The sequence below is a fragment of the Natrialba magadii ATCC 43099 genome, from assembly GCF_000025625.1.
GTDB classification, from domain to species: domain Archaea; phylum Halobacteriota; class Halobacteria; order Halobacteriales; family Natrialbaceae; genus Natrialba; species Natrialba magadii.
Genome location: NC_013924.1, coordinates 238,561 through 254,950, shown reverse-complemented (window position 1 = coordinate 254,950; position 16,390 = coordinate 238,561). Strand labels below are relative to the sequence as shown.

The following is a 16,390-nucleotide window of genomic DNA, read 5'->3' as shown; positions in this document are numbered from 1 at the left end:
TTATAATGATAGCGTCAAAACCATACCCGCACTGCAGTACCACAGAAAACGTTTGAATGGGTGGTGTGTTTGGTTCTGGTATCGGTCCTTCTCTGCTCCTCAAAACCCTCTTCCTTCGGTTTCGTACAGCACAGTCCTTCTACCCGCTAAATCCCTTCCCTTATATCCGGTATCGACACTTGGGGCTATTTCACCAGAACGATTGAATGGGTGGTGTCTCTCTCCCTCTGGAACACCCACTAACGTTTGAACGGGTGGTGTGTCCTCCACATTCTGCTCCGTGAACGATCCACATTCTGCTCCGCGTCTCTGGAACGAATGAATCAGTGGTGGGTGTATTCCGCTTTGATCACTGCACAATCCTTCCAAAACGTTTGAATGGATGGTGGGTCCGTCATTCACCTCGAACGAATGAACGGGTGGTGGGTCCCTCTCACTCTGCGCAAAACGATTGAACGACCGGTGTGTCTCCATCTGGCCAGCATGTCTGTGAAACGAATGAATGGGTGGTGGGTGGTGCCTCCATGAAACGATTGAACGGGTGGTGTGTCGGTGCCAATGGTGGGTCGTCTCATCGTCTCTTTTGACGTCTCACTCCAGGACACCAACGATGCAGCACTCGAGTACGCGGCGACTGGTGCGGCTGATGGGATCGGGTTTGTCTTCACCGCGACGGTTCCGTTGGTCGGTGTGGACGTAGATGATTGCCGTGATCCTGAGGCGGGCGAGCCACTCGAGTCGGCGCTGTCGATTATCGAACAGTTGGATTCGTTCACCGAGGTTTCGCCATCGGGAACGGGGTATCACGTGCTCCTCGAGGGAGATCTTCCGGATGGTCGGAACCGGCATGGCTCGATCGAGATGTACGACCAGGCTCGCTTTTTTACGGTGACCGCGGACCACGTCGACGGAACGCCGACGTCGATCAACGAACGCCAGGACGCCCTCGAGGCAGTTCACGAGGAGTTCGTCGCTGAAGACGATACCACCAACGACATCAACTCCACTACTGGCGATCGACGTGATGACTCGGGTCAGAGTCAGACGCTCGAGCTCGAGGATGAGGAACTGCTCGAGAAAGCCCGCTCGGCGGGCAACGGCGACAAGTTTGATCGGCTGTGGCGAGGCAACACCAGTGGATACGACAGCCAGTCAGAAGCCGATATGGCACTGTGCTGTCTGCTGGCGTTCTGGACTGGGGGAAACCGGCTGCAGATGGATCGGCTGTTTCGACAGTCGGGGCTCATTCGAGGCAAATGGGACGATGTCCACCACGCCGATGGATCGACGTATGGAGAGAAGACGCTCGAACGCGCGATTGCTGCGACGGATGACTTCTACGAGCCGACGACGCCTACTGTAGAGACGTCAGTGGATACTGCTGCTGAGACTGATACTGACACGGCTTGGACTCTCAAGGGTGGTATCGCGGAACCGGGCTCTGTAGGGGGTGATCGAGTGTACCTCGAGGAGAAGAACGACCTTCTCGAGGCCCGTATCGACGAGTTGGAGCAGATCGTTGCAGATCAACGTGACCAAATCGAACAACTCACAGCAGAGCGCCGGCAGTTACGATCGATCGTTGAACAGCAGGAGAGCGACCTTGAGGGGGACCACTGAGTCACCTTCCGAGAAAGATGAGGGGCCATCATCACTCCGAACACGGATGCAGCGATTGTGGCGGCGAAGCTGACCTCCGTAGGGAACGCAGCTTTTTGCACGAGTAGTCGTCGTTATCGGTGGTCCACGGCGGAGCCGAAGCGTGATGCGTCAGTCAGTGAACCAGACACCGTAGCGCAACCTCTTAACCAACATATCGGATCATTTCCCACACCGTGTTGGTTAATTCTGTACCGTCTGAGTTCTTTCCCTCGACCCTCGCTTGTTCGAAGTCCATGTACTTCAGACTACAGCCAACTCTTCTCACGAGGTCAACTCCAGCTTCCTCACGGAGCTTTGGAGGCTGATGGTAAGCTGAAGCGCTCCCCGTACCTGGATGTTGTACTCCCATTCCTCGATCGTCTCGAGGCATCCATTGAAAAGGCTAGTCTCAGCTTCTGTATCCTTATATTAGATAACCCGACCACAATCACTATTATAAGACAGTAATGACTGTTGACACGAGGTTAGCACATAATAAATGATACGATCAAAGCGAAAGTTGATAATACTCTTATCAGTGACTTTTTCGATTCTAATGGTTACTTCATTGCTTGCACCAGCAGGTGCAGCTATGGGTGACGAAATGGGAACGGCAGCGACTGACAAATATGACTTCTCTTTAGATGAATCAATACCATCGTCTATTGGTACTGATGATCCTGACCAGTCAAATAAAGGCGAAGTGATAATTGATGAGAACACTTTTCAGGCTGAAGGCACCGTCGAAGTGCTTGTATCTGCCGAAGATGTCGAACTTCCAATTGTAACCGATGTTGACGTCAAGACGGCCCTTCAAACGACTGCGGAAGAAAGCCAGGAACCAATAGTCGAATACGCGGAGTCGACTGAGGGAGTAGAGGTTCTGAACCAGTTCTGGATTACGAACGCATTGCTACTTGAACTGGATAAAGACCAAGTTAGTGCAACCGAGATTGCTGCCCAAGAAGGGGTCGAGTCAATCGACTACAACGCCGATATTGAACTGGATGAACCAGTAGAGTATGACGACGACGTCAATACTACCTACGGACTTGATCAAATCAATGCACCCGATGTGTGGGATGACCACGACACAATGGGCGAAGGTGCAGAGATTGCAATCCTTGATACCGGTGTCGACCCCGACCATCCCGATATAGACATCGAAGATGAAAATTGGGCCGAATTTGACGAAGATGGCGAGCAGGTTGACAGCGACCCGTATGAATCTCACTCCAACGGGCACGGGACTCACGTTTCCGGTACTGCGACCGGCGGTAATGCATCAGGAGAGTACATTGGCGTTGCTCCTGAAGCTGATCTGATGCATGGTCTCGTGCTGGACGCTGGCAGTGGTAGTTTGGCACAGATCATCGGAGGAATCGAATGGGCCGTTGAAGAAGATGCCGACGCTGTTTCGATGAGTCTCGGTGTATCCGCCTACGAAGAAGCGTTCATCGAGCCTCAGATGAACGCGTTAGATGCTGGTACATTGGTGATCGCTTCTTCTGGTAACGATGGCGAGGGTAGCTCAAGCTCACCTGGCAATGATTACGATTCATTTGCCATTGGTGCCACTGACGAATCAGAAGATATCGCTCAGTTCTCAAGTGGTGAATGGATCGACACCCAAATTGCCTGGGGTTCTGACGCTCCTGACCACTGGCCTGAAGAGTACGTTGTGCCAGACATTGCAGCACCAGGAGTTGGTGTTAACAGTGCTCAACCCGATGGCGAGTACGATACGTTGTCTGGCACCTCCATGGCAGCGCCTCACGTTGCTGGAACTGTTGGACTGATGGCCGCAGCAAGTGAAGATGATCTCTCTCCGGAACAGTACGAAACTGCGATGACCGCTCACGCTTGGCAGCCTGATAATGACCTAGATGACCCCAATGATCGATTTGGCCAAGGCATTCTAGACGCAAGCCACTCGGTTGATCAGGTTGCAGCTGACCAAGGGATTAACGGAACCATCACGGATAGCAATGGAGATCCAATAGAGGGTGTTGATGTCGAACTTGACAGCGGTTACTCGGTCTCAACCGATGAAAACGGGGAATACACTCTTCGAGGGACGGAAGACACATTTGAGTTTGAAGCTAGCGCCTTTGGGTATGAGTCCGTTACAGAGACTGTCGAGGTTTCCGAGGGTGAGTTTGAGCAGATAGACATCACGCTCGAAGACTTCGTTGATGCAGAACCAACAACATTGCCCACCGGGATCGTTTCTGGACAGAATAACTCCTTTGCGTTCGAAACTGCTCATCTCGAAGAGTTGTCCGTATCGATGGATGGGAACTACGATGAAGAGAATGCAACCCTCTACGTCGATGGACAAGAGATAGACTTCAACGAAGCATGGGAGGCTGAGGAACCATTCGACGAGGTAGAGATTGATCTCTACGCGGAAGATGGTACCACCGGCGAGATGATGCTCGAGTTCGTATTTGCCGATGGTGATGATGAATTCGTGTTCGAAACGGACGAACTCGAGGTCTTCGCTGAGGAAATCGATACTGCAGTTGTCGACGCCCCAGACGGTGAATTTGGCGCCTTGCTTGCCAGCGATCTCGATGACAACCTTGATGCGAATTATAACATCACAACCGTTGACTCAGACGAGGTGGTAGACCGTGTCGACGATTTCGACACGTTCGTTGTTCAACGGTTCGCTGATTCAAACGAACAAGATGAGGACCTAGTGCGGGAGTTCTTCGAGGCCACTGACCGAGCGGATATTGGCGTTGTGTACCTCGATCAGTACGACGAGTCAGGGTCCTGGAGTGACAGTATCCATGAACTGTCTCGTGCGACCGGTGTACCTGGTTACACTGATCAAGACTTTGTTGGCGAAATTGAACCCGTAGAGTACGAGGCAACAGAAGAGCACCCCATTCTTGATGGCGTTGTTGAAGAAGGTGAGCGGGTTGAACTATATGACACACCAGACCACACCTGGTTCGGCGGCCATCACGGAAATGACATCGCCGATGTAGGTTGGAAAAACAACAGCGCTAGCGGTCATGGTCTAGCGACAGACGATGCACGAAACAATGTCTATGCCGCCTCGCTGGGGTACTCCACGCTGGTTGGGGATGTAATTCCGTTCACTGAGGAAGCCGAGGAAGTGCTGACCAACTCCGTTGAACATGTTAGCGAGAGTCGTACTGCGACACTCGATGAGGATCAACCCGATCGTGTAGATCCCGGTGAAGCCATCTCCGCAGAGTTCAGTGTTGACGATATCGATGATGTCGAAATCACCGTTGAGTTAGATGACTACCACACTACAACTGCGGAAGAAAACCTGACACTGTACGTCCAAGAAACAGAATATGCCTTCGGAGAACCTATCGAACCAGATGAGCCAATCGACCCAACCGATACACGGTTCAACGATGCAATTAACGTTACCGTGGTTCCGGAAGATGGCGAAACGGGAATTGTGGCGCTCGAACATGATATCGACGTTGGCGGAGAATCAGTCGACGGGTTCACTGGTCCAACATCGGTTTATGAACCACCAATCGAAGTAGGTGAGGAGGGCGACGCAGAGACGATACAAGATGCAGTTGATCTGGCTATTCCTGAAGCGACTATCGTCGTTGAGGATGGGACCTACAAAGAGCAGGTGGTAATGTGGGCGGACGCGAATCACGACGTGACAATCGAAGCAGCTGAAGACGCAGAGCCATCGCTCGAGCTTCCTGATGATGCGGTCGAAATGCCCGCCTATAACTTACAGACTGACGATCAAACTCCAGTCGTATATGTACGACATAACGACGGAGTCACGATCGACGGATTCGACATTGACGCAGGTGGAGAGGTCGGCTCCTACGCGACCGAAGCGCACAACTACACGGTCAGTGATGTCACCGTAACAAATGCTTCGACTGGTTTGTGGTCTGATCTCAGTCACATTGGCCATGTTGTAGAAGATTCCTATATCGAAGCTGATGAGACAGGCGTCTTCTACTACTGGGCTGCCGACGATGGATTAATCCAGAATAACACCATTACCGGAGCTGATACGGGAATCATGACCGACCACGTCTCTTCGGGTCACGATGTGGTCGATAACGAGATTTACGATGTCGGAACCGGGATGCTAATCGACACCGATGATGGTGAGACCGATCGCAACGTCATCACAGACGCGGATGTTGGTATTCAGTTAGGCGTTTCAGGTAACGTTGAGTCTGTCGATGATAACCACATCGAAAACGCATCTGTCGGCCTTGATGAGGGATCGGTCAACATGCCCCCTGAAGTCCATCACAACTACTTCGATTCGGAGGTCGGTGTCATCGATGGCGACTGGAATGGCCCACCATCGTACTATCTAAACGATTTCTCCGAATCTGACACGGTCATAGAAACGGACCAAAGGATCGATGTGCGCATGAACTACCTCGGCGAGCGCGATGGACAAGAACCCATCGCTGACGGCCCAACCGACTACAGTCCTCACTTGACCAGCCCACCAAGCGTTGAGGAGGGCATGGATACGACTGAGATTGGATACCATCTTCAGGTCGAAGCCAACGAATCCTACGGTATCGGGTTGCCTGGTCCAAGCGAACAGACAATTGGAGAGATCGTCCCAGCCAACTTCGAAGGCGCCATCTACGGATTTGACGCTGATGAGCAAGAGTGGAAAATGAAGTCTGGTGACGACTCGGTAGATACGCTCGCGGCACTCGTGGTCGTATCTGAAAGCGACGCCAAATTGGACTTCAACTTCCAGTCAGACGATGATAATCCATCGGCACCAGGACAGCACGAATTCGAAGAGGGATGGAACTACGTGACCGCGCCAGCACACCTAGACGCAGAATCCGCCTTTGAAATTGGCTCATTTGAACCAGAGATGATAATGAGCCTCCAGGAAGCCCCTGGAAACCAGCTCGGGCCTGAAGGGGAATTAGATCGGACGCATATCTTCGGTGACGGTGATGCTGGGTATGTCAGTCCCTTTGAAGGGTACTTCGTCTACAGCGAGTCGGATGGCACGATGCCATCTCAAGTCGCAGCCGACCCAACTGCCGAAGAGATGTTCGATGAGCTGAATATCTCTGCCCACGAAGACCATCCGGAAACCGCGACCATCGAGTCAGTCATCGAGACTGAAGGAGTCTCTGATAAGGAAACTGAAGAGGCCCTGATCGCGCTCATTAAAAATGATCTCATGGATGAAATTGAGGATGCAAATAACTCAACAGAGCAATTCAAAGCGCTCGATGATGCCGCCGAGACTATTGTCTCGGATGCACCAGACGAGCATGAGACGAAAGTGCAGAATGCCACCTCTCAATCGATTGAACTAGTCATTCAGGCTGAGTTCGGGCAGAATATTGACGTAGAACATTTCGATCAGGTTGTTGATGATGAGGACGAGGGCGCTGCATCCTCAGTATCTTCACCATCCCTGGTAACTCCCTGAACACTACCATCTTATCATATCATGGAATGGAATACTGACAGCCAACTCGGCGGACGCCCAGTTGTTGGTATGGGCACAGTCATGCTTGTGCTCGTACTTGCTGCTGGGATGATGGTCTTGCCCATTGCGGGTGGAGTGGCTACAGCCGATGATGGACCACCCGAGGTACCGGCTGCTTACTACGGCTCGGTGACAATCGACGGTGAACCAGCACCCGAAGACACGATAATCACCGCGGTTGTTGATGGCGAAGAGCGCGACACTTTGGTCACCGACGAGCTTGGCCAGTATGGTGGGCCCAGTGTTGACGATGACAAACTCGAGGTTCCCGGCACCACTGGTGACGGGGAAGTTACGTTCCTCGTAAACGGTGTTGAGGCCGAAACCGACCCATCAAACGTGGAATGGGAATCCGGTGATATCGAGGAAGTCGATCTCGAGGTCGGTGATATCGGTGAGGCGTTCATCGACGTCGAGATTGATACGGACGCCTCAAACCTCTCTGTCGATCCGAACGAGACCGCTACCGTCGTCGCTGACCTCGAGAACACTGAGGATGTCAAAGGCGTCTCTGACGCCACGTTTGAACTCGATGGCGAGACCCTTGCAACTGAGGACGAACAGGTCTTCGAAGCTGGCGAAACCGAGACTCTCGAGTACTCGGTTGAACTCGCTGATGAAGGCGAGTTTGAGGCGGTCATCTCGACGACCGATGCAAGCGACGCAGTCATTATAGGGGTTGGTGAAGATGACCCGCCATCGGTCCCCCCCGCCCCACCAGACGATGAGCCGGCAAACATCACGGTGACTGAGGCCGATCTGAGCGCCACCACAATCGACGAGAACAAATCCGTCGACGTGACCGCTGATATCGAGAACACCGGTGAGGAAGCCGGCGAGGCTGGGGTCAGTCTCGAGGTCGACGGCGGAGTTGTCGACAGTCAGAACGTTTCTGTCGAAGCAACAAGCTCGGAGACGGTAACCTTCACCGAGACTTTCACCGACCCTGGTGAATACAACATCTCGGTCAACGGCCTCGAGGCCGGGACGCTAACCGTCGTCGAAGATGGGGTTACGCCCGCCGACATAGAAGTCGTTGACGCGAACGTCGAAACACCGGAAATCGAGGCGGGTGAGGAGGTCACTGTGGACGCATCTCTTGAGAACACCGGCGAAGCCGAGGGGACTCACACAGCCACATTGAATATCAATGACGAAGTCGTCGCTGAGGAAGATGTTGAGGTCGGCCCTGGAGAGACAGCGACCGTCACCCTTAGTGGTGCCGTTGACGACACCGGGACCCACGACGTATTCATTGACAACGTCGAAGCTGGGACGGTGACAGTTACCGATGATGTCGATGATGACATCCCCGAGGACGACACTGACGATGTCGATGATGATGGCATTCCCGGCTTTGGGGCCCTCGTCGCTCTTGCGGCCGTTCTCGGAGCCTCAATTGTCTTCATGCGTCGCCGGTAAGCTGAAATCCCCTAGCTCAATTTTTGCGCTCGTACGTACGCAGTCCCGCGTCTATACCAACGAACCATCCGTTCTAGTTTAGCGAGCCGAGGTACCCAGAGACGCCGAACTAGAATCGTCAGTAACTAGGAGTGTGAGAATCCGGTAGAGAATGTGTACACCCTACCGGATTCAGTAGTTGTGAACCGAATTCAAAGAGTGTTTCCATCTGATGAGTTGCGCGAGCGCGCTCGCGCAACGAATCCCATCCAGCGAGAGCGAAAACTCGACGTCGTCGCGCTGTTCTATCTCCCAGCGCTCCAGCGGATTCGTGACCTCTGGCTCGAGCTTGAGCCGTTAGTCGACGCAACCTCGTACGATGACGTCGTCGCACCCACGGAACTGCAGATCAGTCTCAGCGACGGTCTTGGAGACGCCGACGCTGCGAGACTCGATATCCAGTGGAGCGAACTGGGGATGTATTCGTTTCATTACGTCGACGGCGAAGACGTCAACTGGCGATTCGATCGGCACCCGAATACACACTCACCCGGCTCTGTTGAAATCCTCAAGTGGTGATAGGTTTCGGGCGTCGTGCTGAATATAGAGGATAAATTCAGTACCGTTTGTCTTGCATCGGTACTGACACGGAACGAGACGGTCGAATCATTAGCTGGGTAGGCTATTCTCAGGCGGTTCGCAGAGAGCGATACGGATGTACTCTGAAGAGACGCTAACAATCACGACGTTCAGATCGTACCGGTCAGCGATGATTCGGATGGGGTCGGGAACGTCCGCTGGGCCAGCACATGCAACGACGTTGCTTCCTCCTAGCAAGCTAGTTAATTGCTGCCAGAGCGATTGATCTTCACCATCGAAATGGTCTTTGGGCGTGATCTTTCCGACGACCCACTTACCTCGCAGTTCTGGTATGACAGTCTCACCACTGTCGAATTCAAACCCCCTATAGCCCGCAGCTTGGAGGTCCCGTTTTACTTCTTTCCACTTCCTCATCATTCACTCACTTAACTAACGCGGGTAATGAATTTTTTGACATAGAAACCGGTCTGACTACACAATTTGATCAATTTGCCATGCGGCATTCGCGCTCTGTATTCAGTTTGATTGCTGAATCATATCACTCATTAAGGATTTCAACAGAGCCACTCACCCGAAATTCATTTCCATCCTCCTCCCGAGGCCACCACGACGGCAGCCGAACCGTCCTGTATCGACGTGACCGAAGTGTCACTCGTCACTCGTGCAGTCCATGCGATGTGGCGAGCAGCGTACGAGGACGACGACGTCGATCAGCTGAATAGTGCGTCAAACCCACCGTAAGGATGATTACCGCGAAAATCTAGAGGGGATGTCACCATTGAGACACGTTCGTATCGGTATCCCGTCATGCCCGTAGTGGTGTTGATGCGGCACCGCAACAGTATCGCGGCTTCTCTCAGAGTGTTAGGTATTAGCAGGGCAAGCCACAGTTTTGCTTCAATCATTCATAGAATTCGTCAGAAATGCGGTGATGAATACAGCGCGCGACTGTAGCACGAACTGGGAGTCGATCTGCGAAGGGAGTGATCGGTCAGTTTATACGATATACAGGAGAAAACCCACGGCTTTAGCCGTGGGATGAATCTGTCACTGCTGAATCAAACCACGCTACAGTGACAGGCCGACCCCCTAATGTTTAAGAAATACTAGTTCTACATATGACATATGGAGGTACGGCGCACCGTCCCCGTTGCACTCGACGTGGACAGCGACGACGCCGTACTCCTCGAAGACACCGTAGACACGTTCCTCTGGTCGGCACAGTACGTCGTTGACCACGCCTTCGAAGGCGAGTCCGTCACCAGCAGCAAAACCACGTTGGACGACGAAACCTACGACGACGTACGCGAGAAAACGGACGGGTTCAACGGCGGGTTGGTGCAAGCCGCTCGGAACAAGGCCGCCGAAGCCTGCAAAAGCGTCGTCACACGCTGGAAACACGGCAAGAAAGCGTCGAAACCCACGTTCACCAGCCCACACGTCGTTTACGACCACCGAACAGCCACCTTCCACGACGACCACGTGAGCCTCGCCACCACAGACGGTCGCATCGAAGCCGACTACGTACTGCCTGACGAGGATAGTGACACGCCGCACTCGGAGTACCTCTTCTCTGACGAGTACGAAACGACGGGTGCGGAACTACACTACCGTGACGGCAACTGGGTGCTTCACATCCACTGCAAGAAGGGGGTGGAGGCTGACACGTCGGAACAGGAAACCACTGGGAACGGAACGGTTCTCGGGGTTGACCTCGGCGTGAACAACCTCGCCGTCACCTCGACGGGCACGTTCTGGACGGGCGATGAGTTCGACCACTGGCGGCGCGAGTATGAAAAGCGACGTGGTTCACTCCAGCAGTGCGGGACGCGCTGGGCGCACGAGAACATCCAGTCAGTCGGACGGAAGGAAGAAGGACGATTCAAACTGATGATGCACCGCATCAGCAACGAACTCGTCGCTGAAGCTCGTGAAAACGAGTGTGCAGTCATCGCGTTTGAAGACTTAACCGACATCCGTGAGCGGACTGGCGCGTCGTGGGGGCACAAGTGGGCGTTCGACCGTCTGTACGAGTACGTCGAGTACAAAGCCGAGGAATACGGCATCGATGTGAAGCAGGTTAACCCTGAGAACACGTCACGACGTTGCTCGCACTGCGGGTTCACGCACCCTGACAACCGTGCTGGCGAGGAGTTCGAGTGCCTGAAGTGTGGGTACGAAAACCACGCGGATTACAACGCCGCGAAGAACATCGGCTTGCGGTATCTCCGTCGCAACCAAACTGGCAGCGATGGAGGCGCACCCTTGGGCGTGCGCTTGAACAGCGGGATGGTGAACGTGAACGGAGGCTATTCTTCTGCCTCACCTGAGGCCAGAACGGGAGTCCACGCTGAATCCCACCGCTTTAGCGGTGGGTAGCTCAATAATCGGTAGAAACGAAAGTGGTCTGAAAGAGAGTGGTGAGTCAGTTTTTGTACTCTTCGACCTGAATGACTTTTTTGGTCTCTGTGTGCGTGAGCTCACCGTCTCCAGAGACGACAGGCGCGTCCAGTTCGCGACCTACAGCTGCAATCAGCGCGTCTGGCCCATCGAGGTAAGGACCTCCAGGCGCGATTTCGTCTGCAATCTCGCCTGCCAGTGTCGCCGTTTGCTCATCAACAGTGTAGACTTCGGCCCAAGAGAGGTCTGCACGTGCTCCGTCGACATCGCCGTTCGGAAGATTCCCTTCACCAACAAGGACCTCTGCGTACGCTGGGACGGGCATTACCCAGCGGACATCAGCACCACCTGCGGATTCATAGAAGTCGCGGGTCTCCCCAAGACCATCCAGATAGTCGATCAGAAACGACGCATCAAGGACCTTCATGCGCTGTTCTCGGCTCGTCGTCGCATCCGCTTTTTCCGCTTCTCTTTGGCTTTCTGGCGCGCCTCGCGGACGCTCTGTGCTTCCTCGTCAGACCAGCGACCAAATCCGTCGTAGAAGTCGCCCACGACTTTCTCGCCAAGCACACGCTCAAGGACATCGTTGTAACTCTCGCCTTCGCGCTTCCGTTTCTCCAGTTCGCGTTTCACCGTATTACTCACACGGATCTGCTCATCAGCCGTTCCCATCTTGCGTTGACATTCGCGTTGACGCTATTTCGGTCTTTGGTTAGTCTCGATCAGACAATCTCATCGACAACCGATCGAGGCGCTCCTGTGCAGACTCTTTGCGAGACTGTGTGACTTCAGGAAGGTATTCGGCTTCACAGAGTTCGCTCGCTTCGACAGCGATCTCGAGAACTGCCCCCTCGTGCTGAGCCTCCGGTGGCAGCGTCGTTACGTCGATGTCGAGTTGGTCGACGGTCTCGTCGTCCTCTTCGAGCAAGAGCACCGCTGTCTGTCCGTCGACGATCCGATCGAGCGTCGCGGTGTAGGTTTCTCCCATCAGCCCATTAGTGGTGCTGCAGGCACGTCAATCGGGTGGGTGAGCGAGGCCTGTGTGTCGTCATCGTCAACTGGTTTCTCTTCGAGGAGATCCGACGCATCAGTCGAGAACTCGTGTTCCGTCTCGAGTTCGATTCGTCGCAGCACGGTGTAACACTACTCTAAACTCGTTGAAATACATGTTTCGTGCTGTGTTACACCGGAGGCGAGAGTTGAACGAGAGCCGTCTCACACAGACTTAACCAACAATCCTACGGTAGTAACGCCCTTGTTGGTTAACGCGGATTGAGTTACCATGTCCTACGAGCCACCGACACCCCCACAGGAGCTTCCCGCCGACGTCGTCGATACACTCAACGACTACTCGCCTGAACTCCTTCGGCACGTCGCCAGGTATACCGAGGAGCTCGCGGAGTACCACGAGCGAGAAGCACGACTAGCGGAAAACGAAGGGAACAACCAGATCAAGGAGCAACCAGAGGACCGTCCAGATGACGTCCCGTCGAAGGCCACGATCACAGTGAAGGAGATTAACGACAACCGCTACTACTACTGGCAGTGGCGGGATGGTGAAAAGATACGCTCAAAGTACAAAGGCCCAGTCGGTCCAGAGAATTAGTCCCTGTTTAGGTTGGTTGGTTGGTCGGGGAGACATCGATTTACTGGAAACAGTGGTGTGGTAGTTGGGAATACTGATCCCAGTTGTTCATCGATCTCGGTTAGAACGGCGTTTTACTCACGAAGCAAATTAACCAACAGAAGACGGAAACACGCTCACTTGTTGGTTAATCTGTGCAAGCCGTCTAACGAGAGTCAGACACCACCATTTCCGCTAATACACTTACACAATGAAGTGAGGATCGTATCCCATCCACTCTCCCCCACTGTTTCCAGTAAAGTTAGTAACAAGGGTCTGCTAAGTTGTGGCGCCATTTTCCTCCACTGAAACAGATCCAAAATAAACCTATCTCTAACTCTCCTACGGACTAGCTTGGACGGCACAAATATAAACATTTCACTAATTTAGAGTTCTCCTCCACTATATGACTCTCTTTCGTAGAACTTTACTGGACGCTCTTCTGTAGGAGATTGTTGATACTGCTCAGCTGTCGCTGTGGAATCGAAGAGAGCAAGGACACCGCGTCAGCGGTGTCCGTTAGGCATGATTCCGCTAGATGTGTTTGGGTCGGAATCGGTCGCAGCGGACCTGTTGCAGCAGGTTCGCTGGCGTAACGGTGTTACTTGCCCTCGCTGCCGTTCTGACCTGACGGTCAAGAACGGCAGCTATGGGCACTTTCAGCGCTATCTCTGTAAGAATTGCGACCGCACGTTCAACGACAAGACCGGCACGATCTTTGCCCATTCGAAGGTCGCGCTCAGGAAGTGGCTGTTCTCGATTTACGCATTTCTCCGGTTTAACACGAGTCTTCGCCAACTTCAGCTAGAGATCGATGTTCAGTACAAAACGATCTACCAGCGCGTCGAGCGCTTCACGAAGGCGCTCGACGCCCGGTCACTCGACCTCGTCGGGCCGGTCGAAATCGACGAGATCTACGTTTCTGCAGGGTTGAAAGGCCGCGAGCGCGACCAAGAGTCGCGCTCGCGTGGCCTGTCCACGCGTGGACGAGGATCGTACGAGCAGGACAAACCGCCGGTGTTCACGATCGTCGATCGTGGTACCGGCGATCGGTACGTGATCCCAGCGAAATCCGCCGATGAATCGACTATTCGGCTCCTTCTCGCAAACCGCGAGAAGGAGCCACTGACCATCTACACGGACGGATTTCGTGCCTACGATCCGCTGGCCGAGGACGACGCATTCGACCGCGAATACGTCGTCCACGGCGACGGCGAATACGCCGACGAAGACGTTCACGTCAACACCTGCGAGAGCCACGGATCGCTGCTGCGACCGTGGCTCTCGCCTCATCGAGGCATCTCAAAAGATAAGCTCACACAGTATCTCCGAGCGTTCCAACTTCGACGAAAACTACTGCGGAAACCAGGGCGAGAGGCACTCGAACACGCTGTCAAAGCTACGCTGTGAAATCAACAAAGTGCTACACAAGAGCGTTACTGGAAATAGTGGGGAGGGGATGTTCCATCATTCTTATCTAGTGAGCGACTGTCGTCGACGCGCTCCAAACAACAATTAGCGATTTCGGTGCACACCGGAGCATCATCGAATATCCCCCCCTGATTCCGGTGAAGAATTTGCTGCGATGTAGTGGAGCGACTAGCTACTACCCTCCATTATAGCTCAGACTATTATAGTTCAAACTATTATAGTCCTGCCCCTAACTTCGGAACACGTATGTATCTCCCACCACGACTGGAAGTATGGACCAGTTCGTCAATCGTATCGATGAACTCGATCGGTTACAGGCCCTCTATGAGAGTGACGCTGCAGAACTCGCAATTATCTATGGGCGCCGCCAGATCGGCAAGAGCGAACTCGTCCGCCAATCGATTGCCGACCGCGACGATGCCGTGTACTATCAGGCAGTCCAAGGAACAGCGACGACACAGCTCAGGCGATTCGTCGAGGCAGCAGCGACGACCTATCCAGACATCACAGCCGTCAAAGAGGAATGGGAACCGCTCTTAACGTACCTCACCGACAGAGACGCCATCATTGTCATCGACGAATTCCCGTACCTCATTGAATCGAACGAGGGGCTTCCGTCGGTCATTCAACACCTGTGGGATACAGCTGTCGACGAGAGTCAGGCGACGCTCGTACTCACAGGCTCTGCAATCGGCATGATTCATACCCATGTCCTCGATGGCGGTGCGCCACTCTACGGACGGGTGTCCCAGACACCGAATGGCCGCCTCGAACTCACCCAGCTGCCGTTTCGTTCCATCCAAGAGTTCGTGCCGACGTATGATCCCGAAGAACGGGTGTTCGTCTATGGCGTCTTCGGCGGCACACCCCGATATCTCAGCCCTCTCGATCCATCACAGAGCCTCGGAGAGAACATCACGCGGCTGTTGTGCGACCCGGATGGCCCACTCCACGACGAGCCCGAAACCGTCCTCCAGATGGAGCTCAATGAGGTGAACACGTATTTCTCCGTCCTGGAATCGATGGCCAGCGGGAACCGCAGTCGAAACGAGATCGCCCAGGGAGCCGGCATCGAGAGCACCAACACGTCGTACTACTTCGACCGGCTGGAAACGCTTCAGATCATCGAGAAACACCATCCAGCACTCGCAGACCCGGCACGCAGCAAGCGGACGCGATACCAAATCCGTGATCCCGTGTTCCGGTTTTACTTTCGCTATCTCTACGGCCGCGGGGGACAGTACGAACTCTACGGCGAGAACGCCTACACGGATCTCATCGAACCGGAATTGCCCGACTTCGTCAGCGAAACGTTCGAATCACTCTGTCACCAAGCGGTGCCGGCGCTCTATACAGACTACCAGCTCACACAGGTGCCAAGCCAGTGGTGGTACAAGGGCCGGGAAGTTGATGTCGTCGCACCAACCGACGAGTCAACGCTGATCGCTGGCGAAGTGAAATTCACCAACACTCCCCTCGGTTACGACGTACTCGCTGACCTCGAAGACGACGTGGAGCACATCGACTGGACGCCCACCACAGGCGGTGAGCCGACGTATGAACTCGCCTTATTCAGCCGATCCGGGTTCAAACGCTCGGTTGAGGAAGCTGCAGACGAGCGTGATGACCTTCGCCTCTTCGATCTATCCGATATCGTTGCTGTTCTTGAGAGCAAAGCCGATCAGTAACACCAGAGGGTAACAGCTGGGGATAGTTTTTCGACCCCCAAGGAGGCGCGGGGGAATTGAACGCACCCGGTGTGACAGTCTATCTATGCGCTCGAG

11 protein-coding genes and 4 pseudogenes are annotated in these 16,390 nt (G+C 53.9%); 10 read left to right on the top strand and 5 right to left on the bottom strand.

The window, feature by feature from the left end; genetic code table 11:
• Window positions 1-612 precede the first annotated feature (612 nt).
• The 5 genes and pseudogenes from NMAG_RS20190 to NMAG_RS20175 form a co-directional block, all read left to right on the top strand.
• Window positions 613-1,693 (top strand): annotated as a pseudogene (locus NMAG_RS20190) (phage NrS-1 polymerase family protein); the annotation flags it as partial.
• A 540-nt stretch (window positions 1,694-2,233) separates the two neighbouring features.
• The gene (locus tag NMAG_RS20185) at window positions 2,234-7,090 is read left to right on the top strand and encodes a S8 family serine peptidase (RefSeq protein ID WP_012996993.1); all 4,857 of its coding nucleotides are present in this window, start codon (window positions 2,234-2,236) and stop codon (window positions 7,088-7,090) included.
• A 69-nt stretch (window positions 7,091-7,159) separates the two neighbouring features.
• A complete protein-coding gene (locus tag NMAG_RS20180; protein ID WP_004216267.1) occupies window positions 7,160-8,572 on the top strand; it encodes a CARDB domain-containing protein in 1,413 nt (470 codons plus the stop codon).
• A 153-nt stretch (window positions 8,573-8,725) separates the two neighbouring features.
• Window positions 8,726-8,867, top strand: a pseudogene (locus NMAG_RS22565) (IS4 family transposase); the annotation flags it as partial.
• Window positions 8,852-9,103: pseudogene (locus NMAG_RS20175) on the top strand (hypothetical protein); the annotation flags it as partial. The pseudogenes NMAG_RS22565 and NMAG_RS20175, both read left to right, overlap by 16 nt.
• Window positions 9,104-9,220: 117 nt before the next feature.
• Here NMAG_RS20175 and NMAG_RS20170 read toward each other — a convergent pair.
• A complete protein-coding gene (locus tag NMAG_RS20170; protein ID WP_004216265.1) occupies window positions 9,221-9,568 on the bottom strand; it encodes a hypothetical protein in 348 nt (115 codons plus the stop codon).
• 144 nt (window positions 9,569-9,712) lie between these two features.
• Between NMAG_RS20170 and NMAG_RS22820 the strand changes: the two are divergent.
• Window positions 9,713-9,892: pseudogene (locus tag NMAG_RS22820) on the top strand (hypothetical protein); the annotation flags it as partial.
• Window positions 9,893-10,276: 384 nt separating this feature from the next.
• Window positions 10,277-11,530, top strand: a complete 1,254-nt coding sequence (locus NMAG_RS20165) for an RNA-guided endonuclease InsQ/TnpB family protein (RefSeq protein WP_004216263.1) — start codon at window positions 10,277-10,279, stop codon at window positions 11,528-11,530.
• 46 nt (window positions 11,531-11,576) lie between these two features.
• Here NMAG_RS20165 and NMAG_RS20160 read toward each other — a convergent pair whose 3' ends face one another.
• The 4 genes from NMAG_RS20160 to NMAG_RS21845 are packed head-to-tail and all read right to left on the bottom strand — an operon-like array spanning window position 11,577 to window position 12,685.
• Window positions 11,577-11,978: a type II toxin-antitoxin system VapC family toxin gene (locus tag NMAG_RS20160; RefSeq protein ID WP_004216262.1), complete on the bottom strand. Its 402-nt coding sequence runs from the start codon at window positions 11,976-11,978 to the stop codon at window positions 11,577-11,579.
• On the bottom strand, window positions 11,975-12,223 hold the full coding sequence (locus tag NMAG_RS20155) for an antitoxin VapB family protein (protein WP_004216260.1): 249 nt from the start codon (window positions 12,221-12,223) through the stop codon (window positions 11,975-11,977). Before NMAG_RS20155 ends, NMAG_RS20160 begins: the two co-directional genes overlap by 4 nt.
• Window positions 12,224-12,263: 40 nt before the next feature.
• Window positions 12,264-12,539: a DUF3006 domain-containing protein gene (locus tag NMAG_RS20150; RefSeq protein WP_004216259.1), complete on the bottom strand. Its 276-nt coding sequence runs from the start codon at window positions 12,537-12,539 to the stop codon at window positions 12,264-12,266.
• On the bottom strand, window positions 12,539-12,685 hold the full coding sequence (locus NMAG_RS21845) for a hypothetical protein (protein ID WP_004216258.1): 147 nt from the start codon (window positions 12,683-12,685) through the stop codon (window positions 12,539-12,541). Before NMAG_RS21845 ends, NMAG_RS20150 begins: the two co-directional genes overlap by 1 nt.
• Window positions 12,686-12,833: 148 nt before the next feature.
• Between NMAG_RS21845 and NMAG_RS20145 the strand changes: the two genes are divergently transcribed.
• From NMAG_RS20145 to NMAG_RS20135, 3 genes are all read left to right on the top strand, one after another.
• Window positions 12,834-13,157: a hypothetical protein gene (locus NMAG_RS20145; protein WP_004216257.1), complete on the top strand. Its 324-nt coding sequence runs from the start codon at window positions 12,834-12,836 to the stop codon at window positions 13,155-13,157.
• A gap of 543 nt (window positions 13,158-13,700) precedes the next feature.
• Window positions 13,701-14,585: an IS1595 family transposase gene (locus tag NMAG_RS20140; RefSeq protein WP_004216256.1), complete on the top strand. Its 885-nt coding sequence runs from the start codon at window positions 13,701-13,703 to the stop codon at window positions 14,583-14,585.
• A 293-nt stretch (window positions 14,586-14,878) separates the two neighbouring features.
• Complete coding sequence (locus NMAG_RS20135) at window positions 14,879-16,294, top strand: ATP-binding protein (RefSeq protein ID WP_004216255.1); 1,416 nt, start codon at window positions 14,879-14,881, stop codon at window positions 16,292-16,294.
• Window positions 16,295-16,390: the final 96 nt, after the last annotated feature.

Coding starts and splice junctions, on each gene's coding strand:
- NMAG_RS20185 (WP_012996993.1), top strand. CDS start 2,234: ATGGGTGACGAAATGGGAACGGCAGCGACTGACAAATATGACTTCTCT.
- NMAG_RS20180 (WP_004216267.1), top strand. CDS start 7,160: ATGGGCACAGTCATGCTTGTGCTCGTACTTGCTGCTGGGATGATGGTC.
- NMAG_RS20170 (WP_004216265.1), bottom strand. CDS start 9,568: ATGATGAGGAAGTGGAAAGAAGTAAAACGGGACCTCCAAGCTGCGGGC.
- NMAG_RS20165 (WP_004216263.1), top strand. CDS start 10,277: ATGGAGGTACGGCGCACCGTCCCCGTTGCACTCGACGTGGACAGCGAC.
- NMAG_RS20160 (WP_004216262.1), bottom strand. CDS start 11,978: ATGAAGGTCCTTGATGCGTCGTTTCTGATCGACTATCTGGATGGTCTT.
- NMAG_RS20155 (WP_004216260.1), bottom strand. CDS start 12,223: ATGGGAACGGCTGATGAGCAGATCCGTGTGAGTAATACGGTGAAACGC.
- NMAG_RS20150 (WP_004216259.1), bottom strand. CDS start 12,539: ATGGGAGAAACCTACACCGCGACGCTCGATCGGATCGTCGACGGACAG.
- NMAG_RS20145 (WP_004216257.1), top strand. CDS start 12,834: ATGTCCTACGAGCCACCGACACCCCCACAGGAGCTTCCCGCCGACGTC.
- NMAG_RS20140 (WP_004216256.1), top strand. CDS start 13,701: ATGATTCCGCTAGATGTGTTTGGGTCGGAATCGGTCGCAGCGGACCTG.
- NMAG_RS20135 (WP_004216255.1), top strand. CDS start 14,879: ATGGACCAGTTCGTCAATCGTATCGATGAACTCGATCGGTTACAGGCC.